The sequence below is a fragment of the Actinomyces ruminicola genome (assembly GCF_900103885.1).
Lineage (GTDB): Bacteria > Actinomycetota > Actinomycetes > Actinomycetales > Actinomycetaceae > Actinomyces > Actinomyces ruminicola.
Window position 1 is genome coordinate 115,765 of record NZ_FNIM01000006.1, and the last position, 15,292, is coordinate 131,056.

Here is a 15,292-nt window from a genome sequence, read left to right on the forward strand (position 1 = left end):
CCGCCACGAACACCCAGCACCCACCCAATGACTCAACTCACAATCATTCTGGGACTTTATTCCCGATTCTGGGTGCGGCGCGCGGCTCCGACCCAATAGATTAGAACCGCTGGTCACGGATGCGACCGGCGCGGCAGCGTGGACGCCCGTCGCGCCGCAGCCGCCGCCAGCCTGTCAGAGCCGCCCGGACACGAAGAAAGAGGATCCCCGGTGAGCCCCACCAACGACTCCACCCCACTCATCGACGGCCTGCTGCACAAGGTCGCGGACAACGATCCGGAGGAGACCGGCGAGTGGCGCGATTCGCTCGACGCCCTCATCGCCGAGAAGGGCGGTCCCCGGGCCCGCTTCATCCTGCTGTCCCTGCTCGCCGAGGCGCGCCGCAAGAACGTGCGCGTGCCCGCACAGACCACCACCCCGTACATCAACACCATCGACGTCGTCGACGAGCCCTTCTACCCGGGCGATGAGCAGGTCGAGCGCACCTACCGCCGCTGGCTGCGCTGGAACGCCGCCGTGATGGTCACCCGCGCGCAGCGGCCGGGCATCAGCGTCGGCGGGCACATCTCCTCCTACGCCTCCACCGCCACCCTGTACGAGGTCGGTTTCAACCACTTCTTCCGGGGCAAGAACCACCCCGGTGGCGGCGACCACGTGTTCTTCCAGGGGCACGCCTCCCCCGGCAATTACGCCCGCGCCTTCCTGGAGGGGCGCCTGAGCGAGGCTGACCTGGACGGCTTCCGGCAGGAGGTCTCCCGCCCGGCCGGCGGGCGCGGCCTGCCCTCCTACCCGCACCCGCGACGCATGGAGGACTTCTGGGAGTTCCCGACCGTGTCCATGGGGCTGGGGCCGGCGGAGGCCATCTACCAGGCCTGGTTCGACCGCTACCTGCAGGGCGCCGGCATTAAGGACACCTCGGCGCAGCACACCTGGGCCTTCCTGGGCGACGGGGAGATGGACGAGCCCGAGTCCCGCGGCATGCTGCAGCTGGCCGCCTCCCAGCAGCTGGACAACCTCACCTTCGTGGTCAACTGCAACCTGCAGCGCCTGGACGGTCCGGTGCGCGGCAACGGCAAGATCATTCAGGAGCTGGAGGCCTGCTTCAAGGGCGCCGGCTGGAACGTCATCAAGGTGATCTGGGGGCGCGGCTGGGACCAGCTGCTGGCCGCCGACAAGGACCACGCCCTGGAGCACCTGATGATGGAGACGCTCGACGGCGACTACCAGACCTTCAAGGCCAACGACGGCGCCTACGTGCGCAAGCACTTCTTCGGCCGCGACCCGCGCACCGCCAGGCTCGTCGAGGACTGGACCGATGAGGAGATCTGGGCCCTGCAGCGCGGCGGAAACGACTATCACAAGATGTACGCCGCCTATAAGGCGGCCACCGAGCACAAGGGGCAGCCCACCGTCATCCTGGCCCAGACGGTCAAGGGCTACCTGCTGGGCTCTCACTTCGCCGGCCGCAACGCCACCCACCAGATGAAGAAGCTGGGCCTGGAGGATCTCAAGGGGCTGCGCGACCGCCTGCACATCCCCATCAGCGACGCCGAGCTGGAGGCGAACCCGAAGCTGCCGCCCTACTACCGGCCGGATCCCGACGACCCGGCGCTGGCGTACATGCTTGAGCGCCGTCGGCAGCTGGGCGGTTTCCTGCCCGAGCGCCGTGACCCCGGCGCGCAGCTGCAGCTGCCGGGGGACGCCCCCTACGAGATTCTCAAGGGCGGCTCCGGCAAGCAGCAGGTCGCCAGCACCATGGCCTTCGTGCGCCTGCTCAAGGAACTCATCAAGGACGAGCACATCGGGCGGCGCATCGTGCCGATCATCCCGGACGAGTCGCGCACCTTCGGGCTGGAGTCGCTGTTCCCCACGCGCAAGATCTTCAACACGCAGGGGCAGAACTACACCCCCGTGGACGCCGAGATGATGCTGTCCTACCGGGAGTCGACTTCCGGGCAGCTCATGCACACCGGCATCAACGAGGCCGGCTCGGCGGCCCTGTTCCAGGTGGCCGGCACCAGCTACGCCACCCACGGCGAGCCCATGATCCCCGTGTACATCTTCTACTCGATGTTCGGGTTCCAGCGCACCGCCGACCAGTTCTGGGCCGCCGGCGACCAGCTGACCCGCGGCTTCATCATCGGGGCGACCGCGGGCCGCACCACGCTGACCGGCGAGGGCACCCAGCACATGGACGGCCACTCCCCGCTGCTGGCGGCCACCAACGAGGCGGTGGTCACCTACGACCCGGCCTACGCCTACGAGATCCGGCACATTGTGCGCGATGCCCTGGAGCGCTGGTACGGCCCGGATGCCGGCCGCAACCGGGACGTCATGTACTACCTGACCGTTTACAACGAGCCCCTCCCCCAGCCCGCCGAGCCCGACGGCGTCGACGTCGAGGGGATCCTGCGGGGCCTGTACCGGCTTGACGGGCCGCCAGAGGGCGACGGGCCCGAGGTGCAGCTGCTCGCCTCCGGCGTGGCGGTGCCCTGGATCCGCGAGGCGCGCCGGCTGCTGGCCGAGGAGTGGGGCGTGCGCGCCGGGGTGTGGTCGGTGACCAGCTGGAACGAGCTGCGCCGCGAGGCCCTGGAGGCCGACCGGCACAGCTTCCTGCACCCGGATGAGCCGGCCCGCGTGCCCTACCTGACGGCCAAGCTGGCCGGCTCCTCGGGCCCCTTCATCGCCACCAGCGACTTCGATCATCTGGTCCCCGACCAGATCCGCGCCTGGGTGCCCGGCGACTTCCACACCCTGGGCGCCGACGGATTCGGCTTCTCCGACACCCGCTCGGCCGCCCGCCGCCACTACCTGATCGACGCCGAGTCAGTCGTCGTCAAGGCGTTGCAGGCGCTGGTGGCGCAGGGACGGGCGGACCGCTCCGTGCTGGCCCAGGCGATCGCCCGCTACCGGCTCGAGGACGTGTCCGCGGGCCGCTCCGGCGCCCAGGGCGGCGAGGCCTGACCTCACCGGTGGCCGCGGGGGCGGGCGGCGGGGTCTTCAGTGCTCCGGCTCCGCCTCCGCCGCCACCGCACGCACGTCCGGATCCGAGCCGGAGTAGTGGCGGGCGTCCCGGTAGCGGGGACGCATGAGGTTGTCCGGGCTGAGCAGCTCGTCCAGCGTCGCCTCGTCCAGCAGCCCCATCTCCAGCACCACCTCCCGCACGTTGCGGCCGGAGCGGGCGCACTCGCGCCCCACCAGGTCGCCGTTGTGATGCCCGATCACCTCGTTCAGGTAGGTGACAATGCCGATGGAGTTCATGACGTTGCGGCGGCACACCTCCGCATTTGCCTCGATGCCCACCACGCACAGGTCCCTCAGCGTGGTCAGCGCGTGGCGCAGCAGCCGGATCGACTCGAAGCAGGCCTGGGCGATGACCGGCTCCATGACGTTGAGCTGCAGCTGACCGGCCTCGGCGGCCATCGTCACCGTCAGGTCGTTGCCGATCACCTTGAAGCAGACCTGGTTGACCACCTCCGGGATCACCGGGTTGACCTTGGCGGGCATGATCGAGGAGCCGGCCTGCCGCTCCGGCAGCCGGATCTCGGCCAGCCCCGCCCGCGGCCCGGAGGAAAGCAGCCGCAGGTCGTTGCAGATCTTGGACAGCTTGACGGCCAGGCGCTTAATGGCGGCGTGCATGGAGACGTAGGCGCCGGTGTCGCCGGTGGCCTCCAGCAGGTTGTGGGCGCCGGTGACCCGCAGCCCGGTCACCTCCCGCAGGTGGCGCACCACGGTCTCCCGGTAGCCGGGCGGGGTGTTCAGGCCGGTGCCGATCGCCGTCGCCCCCAGGTTGACCTCCAGCAGCAGCGCCGAGTTGTTCATCAGTCGCGGGATCTCCTCGTCCAGCAGCTCGGCGAAGGCGCGGAACTCCGAGCCCAGGCTCATCGGCACCGCGTCCTGCAACTGGGTGCGCCCCATCTTGAGCACGTCGGCGAACTGCTTGCCCTTGGCCAGCAGGGCGTCGATCAGGTCGCACAGGTCCATCTCCAGGCCGTTGATCGCGCGGTACACGCCCAGGCGGAAGCCGGTGGGGTAGGCGTCATTGGTGGACTGGGACTTGTTGACATGGTCGTTGGGGTTGACGATGTCGTAGCGGCCCTTGGCGTAGCCCAGGTGCTCCAGGGCGAGGTTGGCGATAACCTCGTTGGTGTTCATGTTGACGCTGGTGCCCGCGCCGCCCTGGAAGACGTCGATGGGGAACTGGTCCAGGCAGCGGCCCTCAACCAGCACCTGGTCGCAGGCCCACACGATCGCGTCGGCGATCTCGCCGGTGACCGTGCCCAGCTCCTTGTTCGCCAGGGCGGAGGCCTTCTTGACCTCGACCATGCCCCGCACGAACTCCTCCTGGTCGCCCACCGTCTCCTTGGAGATGCGGAAGTTCTCGGTGGCGCGCAGCGTGTGGATCCCCCAGTAGGCGTCCAGCGGGACCTGCCGGGTGCCGAGCAGGTCCTCCTCGGTACGGGTGGCTTGTGGGGTCATCGTGTCTCCTCCGTACGCGCCGCGGTGCGCTCGCCGTCGTCGGACGCTGGCCGGTGGTGGAGCCGACGGCGTCTCCCCCACGCCCACCCGACCTTACCCGGGCGCCCGGGCACGAACCGGGCGCAGCGCCGCACGACCGCATTCGGCCCCGGCGGCCATGGTCGCTAGCATCGGCGCATGGACCAGCTGAGCCCCTCCACGGTCACGGCCCTGCGGCACGCGCAGAACACGCTTATCGAGCACTCCCTCGACCGCATCAGCACGGCCCACCCCTGGTACCGCACGCTGCCGGCCGCCTCCCGCGACCAGATCGACACGGTCGCCCGCCTGGGGGTGACCATGTTCGTCGACTCGGTGGGCGAGCAGGGTGGGACGGCGGACCCGTCCGGCATCTTCAACGTGGCTCCCATCGCCCTGACCGGCACGGTGTCGCTGGAGCAGACCCTCGACCTGGTGCGCACCGTCGTCGACGTCGTCGAGGAGGAGGCGCCCGACGTGGCCCCCGCCGCCGATCACGACGCGGTGCGGGTGCAGGTCCTGACCTTCGGGCGCGACGTCGGTTTCGCCGCGGCGAAGGTCTACGCGCGGGTGGCCGAGGCCCGCGGCGCCTGGGACGCCCGCCTGGAAGCGGTGGCGGTGGACGCCATGCTGCACGATTCCGCCGACGACGCCGCCACTCGTGCCGGCACGGCGGGCTGGCGGGGCACCGGCCCGGTCCTGGCGATCGTCGCCCACACGGTGCTGGACGCCATGGCCACCTCGCACCTGCGTCACGAATGCCGCCAGTACGTGCAGGACTGCCTGGTGTCCGTGCACGGGGACTCGGTGATTGTGGTGCTCGGCGGCGCCTGCGCCCCCGAGCGGCCGGTGGACGAGCCGACGCCGGAGTCGGAGCTGGCGGCCGCCGCCGACCGCATCGCCGCCGGGCTCGACGGGGCCGTGGTAATCGGGCCGGTCGTCCCCGGAGTCGCCCAGGCCGGTCGCTCACTGCGCTCGGCGCTGGCGGGGCTGCGCGCCCTGCCCGGCTGGGCGGACGCCCCCAACCCGGTGCGCGCCGACGACCTGCTGCCGGAGCGCCTGCTGGCGGGAGACCCTTTGGCCGCCGAGCAGATTCAGGTGCTGGTGACCGAGCCGCTGCGGGCCATGGGAGCGCTCTACGAGGAGACCATCGCCACCTACCTGGCGCTGGGCCGCAGCCTGGAGATGACGGCGCGCGCCCTGTTCGTCCACGCCAACACCGTCCGCTACCGGCTGGGGCGGGTCAGCCAGCAGATCGGCTGGGACGCCACCGACGCCCGCGACGGGCTCGTGCTGCACCTGGCCGTCATCGTCGGCAGGCTTGCCGCCGCGCCAACCGAATAGCCCGCCGAACAACCGGCACAATGGCTGTCTTCGGCATCCCGCCGACCACATTCACTCCGTATCTGCATCACCACGCAACGAGCAAAGGAGACCCTCATGGCCAACACCCCCACCGATATCCTCGCCGCCGTCACCGAGATCGTGGCCGAGGAGGCCGGCGTCGACACCGCCCTGGTCACCCCGGACTCTCGGTTCGCCGACGACCTCGACATCGACTCCCTGGGCCTACTGACCATTGCCACCCAGGTGGAGGAGCGCTTCGGCATCGCCCTGGACGACGCCCAGATCCCGACCCTGCCGACGGTTGGCGCGCTGGTCGACCTGGTGGGCACCAAGCGGGCCTGAGCACCGATGCCCGCAGCCGTGCCCGCCCCGGGGCCGCGCGCCGTCGTCGTCACCGGGGTCGGAACCACTAACCCTCTGGCCGGCGACGCGCACGGCACCTGGCGGGCGCTGTGCTCCGGCCGCGGGGCCGTACGCGCACTCGACGCCGACTGGGTGAGCGCACACGACCTGCCGGTACGTATTGCCGCGCCACTCGCTGCCGAGCCCGGCGAGCAGCTTCCCCCGAGGCAGCGCCGCCGCCTGGACCGGGCCAGCCAGTGCGCCCTGCTCGCCGCCCGGGAGGCGTGGGCCCAGGCCGGGGCCCCGCAGCCGGATCCCGAACGCCTGGCCGTGTCCCTCTCCCCCGGCATCGGACCGGTGCTGTCCGTCATGGAGACCTGGGACTCGCTGCGCGAGCGGGGACCGCGCCGGGTGGCGCCGACCGCGATCCCGGCGCTCATGCCCAACGCCCCGGCCGCGGCGGTCGGCCTGAAGCTGGGGGCGCGCGCCGGCGTGCACTCGCCGGTGTCGGCCTGCGCCTCGGGGGCGGAGGCGATCGCCTACGGAGCCGACCTGATCGCGCTGGGACGCGCCGACGTCGTCGTCGCCGGGGGCACGGACGCCGCGCTGCACCCGATGACGGTGGCCGCCTTCGCCGCCATGCGCGCACTGTCCACCCGCAATGACGATCCCGCCGCCGCCTCGCGTCCCTTCGCCCCGGACCGGGACGGGTTCGTGCTGGGCGAGGGCGCGGGCGTGCTGGTGCTGGAGGCGGCGGAGCATGCGGCCGCGCGCGATGCCCGGGCACTCGCCGTCCTCGCCGGCAGCGCGGTCACGGCCGACGCCCACGACGCCGTGCGTCCCGACCCGTCCGGGCAGCAGCAGGAGCGGGCGCTGCGGCTGGCGCTGGATCGCGCCGGCCTGGAGGTCGAGCAGGTGGGGCATGTCAATGCGCACGCCACCTCCACGCCCGCGGGCGACGCCGTGGAGGCGGCGGTGCTGGCGCGGAGCGTTCCCGGTGCGGCGGTGTCGGCGACCAAGTCCGCCACCGGGCACCTGCTCGGCGGAGCCGGCGGCCTGGAGGCGGTGCTGACCGTGCTGGCGCTGCACGAGCGGTGGCTGCCGCCAACACTGCTGCCCGGCGGCATCGACCCGGCCATCGCGGCACTCGGCCTGGACGTGGTGGGGCCGGACGGCCGGTCGGCGCCCGCGCTGGAGGCGGCCGTGAGCACGTCCTTCGGCTTCGGCGGCCACAACGTGGCGCTGGCCTTCACCCGCCTCCCCTAATCGCCGAGATCGGTAGAAGTAACGTACTGAGATCGGTAGAAGTGGCAGCGGAGGGCGCCGGGCGGTTCTCCGGCTCGGGGCGTTCAGCCGACCCGGTGCAGCCAGCGCACGGGGGCTCCGGCGCCGGCGTAGCGGAAGGGCTCGAGCTCGTCATCCCAGGCCTGCCCGAGGGCGAGGTCGAGCTGGCGGCGCATGAGCGCGGGCTGGTCGGCGTGGGCCAGGGCGGCCCGCACCCGGTCCTCGGGGACCACCACGTTGCCGTGCACGTCGGTCTGGGCGTGGAAAATACCCAGGTCGGGGGTGTGCGACCAGCGCCCGCCGTCATAGCCGGGGGACGCCTCCTCGGTGACCTCGTAGCGGAGGTTCGCCCAGCCGCGCAGGGCGCTGGTGAGCTGGGCGCCGGTGCCGACGCGGCCGACCCAGCTGGTCTCGGCGCGCATCATCCCGGGGGCGGCGGGCTGCTCGGTCCACTCGAAGTGGACGCGGCTGCCCAGCACCTCGGCCACGGCCCACTCGATGTGCGGGCACAGGGCGCGGGGCGCGGAGTGCACGAAAAGTACACCGCGGGTGTAGGCACCGTTCACGTGGATCGCCTCCTGGTTGTTCCGAGATTCGTCTTCCCCAACGTTCTCGAATCATCCGGGCGCCTCGCGTGACGCACGCGGCGTGCGGTGCCATGATGCCAGAGCCGACGGCGCATTGCCAGCAGACATGCCACCCGACTAATTCATGCCGACCGACTATCCTCAAGGCCTCTACGATCTCGTACATGCCTGCTGAAACCAACGATGCTCCGCAGCGACGGCTGGACTTCTGGGAGCGCTTCACCGAGTGGCCGCTGATCCTCGCTGCCGTTGTGTTTCTTGCCGTCTACGCCTGGGAAGTCATAGCGGACCTTCAAGGCGCCGCCCGTCACGTCCCCGAGATGGTGATGAACGTCGTGTGGATCATCTTCGCCGTGGACTATTGCACCCGGCTGGCCCTGGCCTCCAACCGACGCCGTTGGTTCACACACCACCTCCCGGATCTCGCCATGGTGGCGCTGCCCATGTTGCGGCCGCTTCGGCTGGTGCGACTGTTGGCCCTGGTCGGCGTGCTCCAGCGCAGCGCCGGAGCCGCCCTGCGCGGGCGCATCACCGTCTACACGGCAGGCAGCGTAACCCTGATCGCGTTCGTTGCGTCGCTGGCGGTATTGGACGCCGAGCGGGCAGCGCCGAACGCGTCCATAGCCACATTCCCGGATGCCCTGTGGTGGTCACTGGTCACCATCACCACTGTCGGCTACGGCGACCTCGCTCCGGTGACGAGCGTCGGCAGATGGGTTGCCATATTGCTCATGATTGGTGGGGTGGCCCTGATCGGAGTGGTCACCGCGACGCTCGCCTCCTGGATCGTCTCCCTGGTCACCGAGGAGAACGCGGAGCAGGAGGCCGCTACGCGCCACCAGGTGGCCGAACTGCACCAGCAGGTCGCAGCGCTCTCGGAACAGATCCGGCGTCTGACCGCGCCGGGTGCCGGAGCGGGCAGACCGGTCCGCATCGAGGCCATGCCAGGGGCTGAGCACAAGCGGACCCCGGCCGCTGGGGGCCGGGGCTCAACTGGGCTCCCGCGGTTGGACTCGAACCAACAACCCTCCGATTAACAGTCGGATGCTCTGCCATTGAGCTACGCGGGATCGCGCTTGGCGCGGGAGGAACTTTAACAACTCACCGGCACACGCGTCGAATCGAGACCCGCCCACGGCACGGCACGATCGCGCCGAAAAGTCAGTTTGTGGGAAGCCCCACACCGTCGCGGACGCGCCGGTGAAGGTCCGCCAGCGCATCGGCGTCGGCCCGCTCCAGGTCCCCGGCCGCACGCGCCGGCAGGTTCGACGTCGTGTACAGCCGCCCGTCGACGTCGCGGCGCACACTGACCGTAACCCGTTGTCCGCTCGGCAGCTGCCCGGTGACCGAATGCACCAGCGCGGACTCGACTCCCTGCCGCAGCGCACGTGCGAAGGGGGCGACGTCGACCCCCACCGACCGCTCCCCCCGGCTGAGCGCTGCGGGCACCACCAGCAGCAACGGCCGGGAGTCGTCCGTCCAGGTCAGAGTGAAGGTGGTGGCATCGGCGTCCCAGCGACCGTGCTCGACCTCGTGCCAGCCCCGGTGCAGCTCCACGCCGTCGGGGCCCACCACCGTCAGGTAGTGGGCGGTCGCCACGGCCCAGCGGGAGTCGTCGTCGGTCAGCGGCACCGCCCCGAGCAGCCGGCCATCCGCCGGCACCAACGCCGCCAGCGCGGGCGGGAGGGCGGCACGACGGCGCAGCCGCCCGGTAATGCCGGGGCGCGCTGCGGGCCGGGTGGAAGAAGCTCTGCGGATGCGGACCATCATGGCGTCAGGCTAGCGGCGACCGCCGCCCGGGCGCGCCCCCGAATGTCGGATGCGGCGCGGAACGTGCGAGGATGTGCCCATGGCTTACCGCGACATCCGCATTATCGGCGACCCGGTGCTGCGCACCGTGTGCGACCCGATCACCGACATCGACGACTCCGTCAAGGCGCTGGTGGAGGACCTGCTCGAGACCGTCGACGAGGACGGCCGCGCGGGCCTGGCCGCCAACCAGATCGGCGTGAGCCTGCGCGCCTTCTCCTGGCACATCGACGGCGAGATCGGCTACATCCTCAACCCACGGATCGTGGAGCTGTCTGAGGACGAGTTCCAGGACGGTGAGGAGGGCTGCCTGTCCGTGCCCGGCCTGTGGTACCCGACCGAGCGCGCCTGGTACGCACGCGCCGAGGGCATCGATCTGGACGGCAAGCAGGTGGTCTTGGAGGGCGAGGAGCTCATGGCCCGCTGCATCCAGCACGAGTGCGACCACCTCGACGGCCACCTGTACCTGGACCGCCTGTCCCGCAAGAACCGGGCCAAGGCGATGCGGGAGCTGCGCGAACGCGGCCTGTGAGCCCCGCACCGGGCCGACTCCGGCTCCGGCACGGCCGCCGCGACGCAGACCGGCCCCGGCTACCGGCTCAGCCCTGCCGCGCCATCTGCATGCGCCGGTTCTCCAGGCCCACGATCTCCTCGAACAGGTCCCGGTAGCCGGGGGCGTCCGGGCTCATGCGCCGCTGCCTGGAGCGCAGCTCGGTGAGCCGACGGTTGATACCGGTGCGGGCCAGCGAGGAGAGCACGCCGGAGGCATAGCGCTCGAGGGCGTCCGGGTCCGGCTCGGCGTCCCGATTGCCGCGCGGAGCGGGCAGCGGGAGCGGGGCGACGGCGAGCTCGGTCACCGCCGCGGCAACCGGCCCGATGGCCCCGGCGCGCACTTGCTCCAGCCAGCGGGTGGTGGCGCGCTTGGCGGCGTCCGCGCCGGCCAGCCCCGCCGCCTGCGCCTGCTGCACGAGTCCTTCCACCTCCGTGGCCCCGCCGGCCGCCTCGATCGCCTCGAAGACGGCGCGGTGCACCGGCACGGAGAAGGCCACCGCGCTGATGTCATCCGCCCCCACGCGCGCCGCGATCTGCGGCATCTGGACGATGACCTCCAAAGCCCGCCGTTCCAGCTTCTCGACCGGATCGGTCACCGGCGGCAGGCCGGGGCGCTCGACCACCGGGGCGCCGCCGGGGTCGTCGGCAGGGCCGTACTCGCCCGGGGCGCCGCCGACCGGGTTTCCGGGCCGCGTCCCCCGACGCTCGCAGGCACGCACCGCGCCGACCGCCTCGGTCTCCGGCAGGCCCAGCCAGCCGGCCAGACGCCGCGTGTACTCCCGCTTCAGCGCCCGGTCCCGGATGCCCGCGACGACCGGCGCTGCGGAACGCAGCCCCTGCACCCGGCCCTCGGCGGTGTCCAGGTTGAGGTTGGCCAGGGAGGCTCGAATGACGAACTCGAACAGGGGCACGCGCCGGCCCAGCAGATGCGGGATGGCTTCCGCGCCCTCCTCCATGCGCAGGTCGCATGGGTCCAGGCCGCGCGGCTCGACGGCCACGAAGGTCTGAGCGGCGAAGTGCTGATCCTCCCCGTAGGCGCGCAGGGCGGCCTTCTGCCCGGCGGCGTCGCCGTCGAAGGTGAAGATGATCTCGCCGCCGCGGGCCCGATTCCCGGCGATGACCCCGGCGGAGGGGTCTGCCGCGTCGCCGAGCAGGCGGCGCACAATGCGCACGTGGTCCGGGCCGAAGGCGGTGCCGCAGGTGGCCACGGCCGTGGTCACCCCGGACAGGTGGGCCGCCATCACGTCCGTGTAGCCCTCGACGACGACGATCTGGTGGGCGCGGGCGATCTCCGCCTTGGCCAGGTCGAGCCCGTACAGGACCTGCCCCTTGTGGTAGATGGCGGTCTCGGGGGTGTTCAGGTACTTGGGAACGGTCTTGTCCGCGTCCGACAGGCGCCGCCCGCCGAAGCCGACCGGGGCGCCGGTCACGTCCCGGATGGGCCACATGAGCCGGTCGCGGAAGCGGTCGTAGATGCGCCCGGAGTTGCCGCGCCCGCACAACCCGGACTCGACCAGCTCCCGCTCGGTGAAGCCGCGCGAGCGCAGCATATTCGCCAGGTTGTCCCAGCCGTCCGGGGCGTAGCCCACCCCGAAGTGGGCGGCGGCGTTGCGGTCGAAGCCGCGGCCGGTGAGGAAGTCGCGACCGGCCTGGGCGGCGGGGGTGGCCAGCTGCTCCTGGAACCAGGCCTCGGCCAGGCGGTTGGCCTCCATGAGCCGCTGGCGGGTGCCCGGCTCGACGCCGCGCTTGACGGCGCCGCCCTCCTCGTAGCGCAGCTGCACGCCCACGCGGCCGGCCAGGTACTCCACCGCCTCCGTGAAGGACAGGTGGTTGATCTTCTGCACGAAGTCGATGACGTCGCCGCCCTCGCCGCAGCCGAAGCAGTGCCACAGCCCCAGTTGGGGACGTACGTTGAAGGAGGGGGTGCGCTCGTCGTGAAAGGGACACAGGCCCTTCATGGAGCCCACTCCTCCGCTCTTGAGCGTGACATGCTCGCCGACGACGTCCTCGATCTTGGCGCGCTCGCGCACCGCGTCGATGTCCTCGCGCTTGATCAGTCCCGCCATGGCCCAATAGTAGGCGAGGGCGCCGACCCGAATCCGCCCCCGTCCGGGCCGCTGATTACACCGCGGACAGCAGCCCGCACAGGCGGGCGTGCCAGGCCTGGGCGGAGGTGTCGGTCAGGGAGGCGATCTGGTCCACCACGGCGCGCAGTCTCCCGGCGTCGTCGGCGGCCTCGTTCCAGGCGGCGGCGAAAATGGGCTCCAGGTGCCGCCCGCGGCTCTCGAGCAGGGCGTCGGCCAGGTCGAACAGCTCGGTGCGCTGGCGCAGGTAGACGGGCTCGTGCTCGCGGGGGGCCATCACGTAGCGCACCGCCGCCCCCTTCAGCACCAGGATCTCCGCGGCGGTCTCCTCGGGGATGACCAGGTCGGCGTCGTAGCGGGTCAGGGGCCCCTCGCCGAAGACCTCCCGGGTGGCGCCGGCCACGGCCGAGACGAAGCGGCCGATCAGCTGACTGGTGAGGTTCTTCAGCTGCGCCGCATCCGCGATTCCCCCGGTGTAGGCACGGATCCAGAACGGCTGGGCGGACAGCCTCTCCCAGGCCGAGCCGAGCGCGTCGGCGCTCATGCCGCCGCCGTACCAGGAGCGGGTGGCATCCACCACCGTGCCCACCTCGGCGGCGTCGGTCAGGCGGGCGGGGTCCATCTTGAACAGGGCGATGGCGTCCTCCACATCGTGCACCGAGTAGCCGACGTCGTCGGAGAAGTCCATGATCTGGGCCTCCAGGCAGCGGCGGTGGGCGGGGGCGCCCGCACGCATCCAGTCGAAGACCTCGCGGTCCTCCTCGTAGCAGCCGTACTTGGCCGCGGAACGTCCGCCGGGGCCGCCCGGCCCCTCGCCCTTGGCCCACGGATACTTGGCAACAGCATCCAGGCTGGCGCGGGTGAGGTTCACGCCCACGCCGCGTCCGGTGGCGGCCAGGGTCTTGGGCTCCAGGCGGGTCAGAATGCGGAAGGTCTGGGCATTGCCCTCGAATCCGCCGATGGACTCGGCGACCACGTTCAGCGCCTGCTCCCCGTTGTGCCCGTAGGGCGGGTGCCCGAGGTCGTGCGACAGGCAGGCGGCGTCGACCACATCGGGATCGCAGCCCAGCGCCTGCCCCAGCGCCCGGCCCACCTGCGCCACCTCCAGGGAGTGGGTCAGGCGGGTGCGCACGAAGTCATCGGCGGAGGGCCCCAGCACCTGGGTCTTGGCGCCGAGCCGACGCAGGGCCGAGGAGTGCAGGACTCTGGCACGGTCGCGCTCGAAGGGGGTGCGCTGCGGGTTCTTGGGCGGCTCGGGAACGAATCGGGCCACGTCGGCGGCTCCGTAACCGATCAGGTCGCCGGTGTCCTCGGCCACGGCGTCACCCGCGCTCAGCGTTGCCGCGACGGTGAGGTGCTTGGGTGAGATGGACATGAGTCCAACGTATCGCAGGACGTGGCGGCGGCGTCCCTGCGGCCGGGTTACTATGAGTCACGCTCTAGCCCTACGGCTTAGCAGGATTGTCTTGTCACCGGGCTTCGCCAACTGCCTCGCGCAGGCCCGGTGAGGTCCGAGGTCCGGGTATAGATCCCGGCGGAAGGGAGCCGGTTGCCGTGACCACCACGACGACGCTCGTCCACCGTGCATACACCGGCCCGGCCGAGTGGTGGCGGGACGGGCTTGTGTACGAGATCCCCTCCCCCAACCTCGGAGCCGAGGAACTGGACCGCATGGACGCCGTGCTGGAGCATGTCGCCTCCCTGGGATTCGGCGCCATCCTGATACGCCCCTCGCGGATCGCCGCCGACTCCGGCATGGCTTCCTTCCATCATTTCACCGAGCGGGCGCACGAGCGGGGTATGCGTGTGATCGTGCGGGTGTCGGGCGCTCTGGGGCCGGTTACCAGCACTTACGCCCGCGAGGACAACCCCATCTTCGTCGGCCGGGAGCAGGTCCAAGACGGGTTGGTGGACCGCGCCGCGAGCTTCCTGGCCGCCGGTGCCGACGGCGTGGACCTGGGCACCATCGTCCCGCCCGAGGTGTGGGACGAGTCCGACCTGGAGCGGCTGAGCGAGTACTTCGCGGTGGTGCACTCCCTGCTGGCCGAGTATGTGCCCGAGGGCACACTCGGTGCGGACGTGTCCGCCAGCTATCCCGAGGCGCTGCTGCACCATGTGCAGGACGACTGGCTGCACCATCTGCGCGACGATCGCCTGATGCTCTCCAGCTGGGATCCCACCTCGCTCACCTCGGCGATCACCACGTCCCTGGCCGAGCACGACAGCTTCGGCGCATCCCCGGTTTGGCGCTACCTGCCCAGTTACCGACTGGCGGAGGCACTGGGCACGGGAGACGGGCGGCGCTGGTTCGACGGCATCTCCCCCGTGGAGCTGCACCGCCGGTCCCTGGCCCTGCAGACCCTGGTGCTGGCACTGCCCGGCTCCGTGTATCTGCGCCAGGGAGACGAGGTCGGGCTGCTCGACGCCGACAAGCCCGCAGATCCGCTGGCCCTGGCCGACGTCGTCAATGAGCAGGCCGGCTTCCAGGGCTCCCAGTTCGCCTCCCCCCTGGCCACCGTTCGCCACGCCATTTATGTACGTCACGAGCACAATCTGGCGGCAGCGCCCTTCGCCTTCGTCAAGGGCCTGGAGTGGTGCCCCCGGGACGTGCTGGTGGTGCTCACCCGGGACGTGCTGGTGCTGGTCAACGCCTCACCGCGCTCGCTCATACTGCCCGAGCACGCCGAGGTGCTGCTGTCCTCGGGTGCGCTTGACCAGGAGGGCGGCAGCCTGATCGTGCCACCCTCGACGACGGCGTGGATCAACGCCGCCACTGTTGCCTGAGACACT

Annotated in this window: 12 protein-coding genes and 1 tRNA gene; 7 read left to right on the forward strand and 6 right to left on the reverse strand. The window is 71.2% G+C overall.

Going from position 1 to position 15,292, the window contains the following annotated elements:
* The first annotated feature begins 210 nt into the window (after positions 1-210).
* Entirely contained in the window at positions 211-2,964 is a 2,754-nt protein-coding gene (aceE, locus tag BLR49_RS06850; RefSeq protein ID WP_092535422.1) for a pyruvate dehydrogenase (acetyl-transferring), homodimeric type, read from the forward strand.
* Between the two features lie 36 nt (positions 2,965-3,000).
* Here the strand turns inward: aceE and aspA are convergent, their stop codons facing one another.
* The gene (aspA, locus tag BLR49_RS06855; RefSeq protein ID WP_092535425.1) at positions 3,001-4,479 is read right to left on the reverse strand and encodes an aspartate ammonia-lyase; all 1,479 of its coding nucleotides are present in this window, start codon (positions 4,477-4,479) and stop codon (positions 3,001-3,003) included.
* A 177-nt stretch (positions 4,480-4,656) separates the two neighbouring features.
* Between aspA and BLR49_RS06860 the strand changes: the two genes are divergently transcribed.
* From BLR49_RS06860 to BLR49_RS06870, 3 genes are all read left to right on the forward strand, one after another.
* Complete coding sequence (locus BLR49_RS06860) at positions 4,657-5,841, forward strand: PucR family transcriptional regulator (RefSeq protein ID WP_092535428.1); 1,185 nt, start codon at positions 4,657-4,659, stop codon at positions 5,839-5,841.
* A gap of 96 nt (positions 5,842-5,937) precedes the next feature.
* Positions 5,938-6,186 (forward strand): acyl carrier protein, encoded by a 249-nt coding sequence (locus tag BLR49_RS06865; protein ID WP_092535431.1) that lies wholly within the window; start codon positions 5,938-5,940, stop codon positions 6,184-6,186.
* Between the two features lie 6 nt (positions 6,187-6,192).
* Complete coding sequence (locus BLR49_RS06870; RefSeq protein WP_092535433.1) at positions 6,193-7,452, forward strand: beta-ketoacyl-[acyl-carrier-protein] synthase family protein; 1,260 nt, start codon at positions 6,193-6,195, stop codon at positions 7,450-7,452.
* A gap of 83 nt (positions 7,453-7,535) precedes the next feature.
* Here BLR49_RS06870 and BLR49_RS06875 read toward each other — a convergent pair whose 3' ends face one another.
* Entirely contained in the window at positions 7,536-8,036 is a 501-nt protein-coding gene (locus BLR49_RS06875) for a DUF3145 domain-containing protein (RefSeq protein ID WP_092535436.1), read from the reverse strand.
* Between the two features lie 185 nt (positions 8,037-8,221).
* On the opposite strand from BLR49_RS06875, the gene BLR49_RS06880 reads away from it, so the two are divergent.
* Positions 8,222-9,094, forward strand: coding sequence for an MbeD/MobD family mobilization/exclusion family protein (locus BLR49_RS06880; RefSeq protein WP_092535519.1), 873 nt, complete (start codon positions 8,222-8,224; stop codon positions 9,092-9,094).
* On the opposite strand, the gene BLR49_RS06885 is transcribed toward BLR49_RS06880, so the two are convergent.
* Positions 9,056-9,127: transfer RNA gene (locus tag BLR49_RS06885), tRNA-Asn, on the reverse strand. The genes BLR49_RS06880 and BLR49_RS06885 overlap by 39 nt on opposite strands.
* 91 nt (positions 9,128-9,218) lie before the next feature.
* The gene (locus tag BLR49_RS06890; protein WP_245690526.1) at positions 9,219-9,827 is read right to left on the reverse strand and encodes a hypothetical protein; all 609 of its coding nucleotides are present in this window, start codon (positions 9,825-9,827) and stop codon (positions 9,219-9,221) included.
* Between the two features lie 79 nt (positions 9,828-9,906).
* Here BLR49_RS06890 and def point away from each other — a divergent pair, with 79 nt between their 5' ends.
* On the forward strand, positions 9,907-10,398 hold the full coding sequence (gene def, locus BLR49_RS06895; protein WP_092535439.1) for a peptide deformylase: 492 nt from the start codon (positions 9,907-9,909) through the stop codon (positions 10,396-10,398).
* Between the two features lie 67 nt (positions 10,399-10,465).
* On the opposite strand, the gene dnaG is transcribed toward def, so the two are convergent.
* Positions 10,466-12,484 carry a DNA primase gene (dnaG, locus tag BLR49_RS06900; RefSeq protein WP_092535442.1) on the reverse strand — a complete coding sequence of 673 codons (2,019 nt, stop codon included), beginning with the start codon at positions 12,482-12,484 and terminating at the stop codon, positions 10,466-10,468.
* A gap of 55 nt (positions 12,485-12,539) precedes the next feature.
* On the reverse strand, positions 12,540-13,877 hold the full coding sequence (locus BLR49_RS06905) for a deoxyguanosinetriphosphate triphosphohydrolase (protein ID WP_092535445.1): 1,338 nt from the start codon (positions 13,875-13,877) through the stop codon (positions 12,540-12,542).
* Positions 13,878-14,056: 179 nt separating this feature from the next.
* Here BLR49_RS06905 and BLR49_RS06910 point away from each other — a divergent pair, with 179 nt between their 5' ends.
* Entirely contained in the window at positions 14,057-15,286 is a 1,230-nt protein-coding gene (locus BLR49_RS06910) for an alpha-amylase family protein (RefSeq protein WP_092535448.1), read from the forward strand.
* The last annotated feature ends 6 nt before the right edge of the window (positions 15,287-15,292 follow it).

What these genes read in the sequence shown, in the direction of transcription:
- aspA (WP_092535425.1), bottom strand. Translation starts at nt 4,479, where the DNA reads ATGACCCCACAAGCCACCCGTACCGAGGAGGACCTGCTCGGCACCCGG.
- BLR49_RS06860 (WP_092535428.1), top strand. Translation starts at nt 4,657, where the DNA reads ATGGACCAGCTGAGCCCCTCCACGGTCACGGCCCTGCGGCACGCGCAG.
- BLR49_RS06865 (WP_092535431.1), top strand. Translation starts at nt 5,938, where the DNA reads ATGGCCAACACCCCCACCGATATCCTCGCCGCCGTCACCGAGATCGTG.
- BLR49_RS06870 (WP_092535433.1), top strand. Translation starts at nt 6,193, where the DNA reads ATGCCCGCAGCCGTGCCCGCCCCGGGGCCGCGCGCCGTCGTCGTCACC.
- BLR49_RS06880 (WP_092535519.1), top strand. Translation starts at nt 8,222, where the DNA reads ATGCCTGCTGAAACCAACGATGCTCCGCAGCGACGGCTGGACTTCTGG.
- BLR49_RS06890 (WP_245690526.1), bottom strand. Translation starts at nt 9,827, where the DNA reads ATGATGGTCCGCATCCGCAGAGCTTCTTCCACCCGGCCCGCAGCGCGC.
- def (WP_092535439.1), top strand. Translation starts at nt 9,907, where the DNA reads ATGGCTTACCGCGACATCCGCATTATCGGCGACCCGGTGCTGCGCACC.
- dnaG (WP_092535442.1), bottom strand. Translation starts at nt 12,484, where the DNA reads ATGGCGGGACTGATCAAGCGCGAGGACATCGACGCGGTGCGCGAGCGC.
- BLR49_RS06905 (WP_092535445.1), bottom strand. Translation starts at nt 13,877, where the DNA reads ATGTCCATCTCACCCAAGCACCTCACCGTCGCGGCAACGCTGAGCGCG.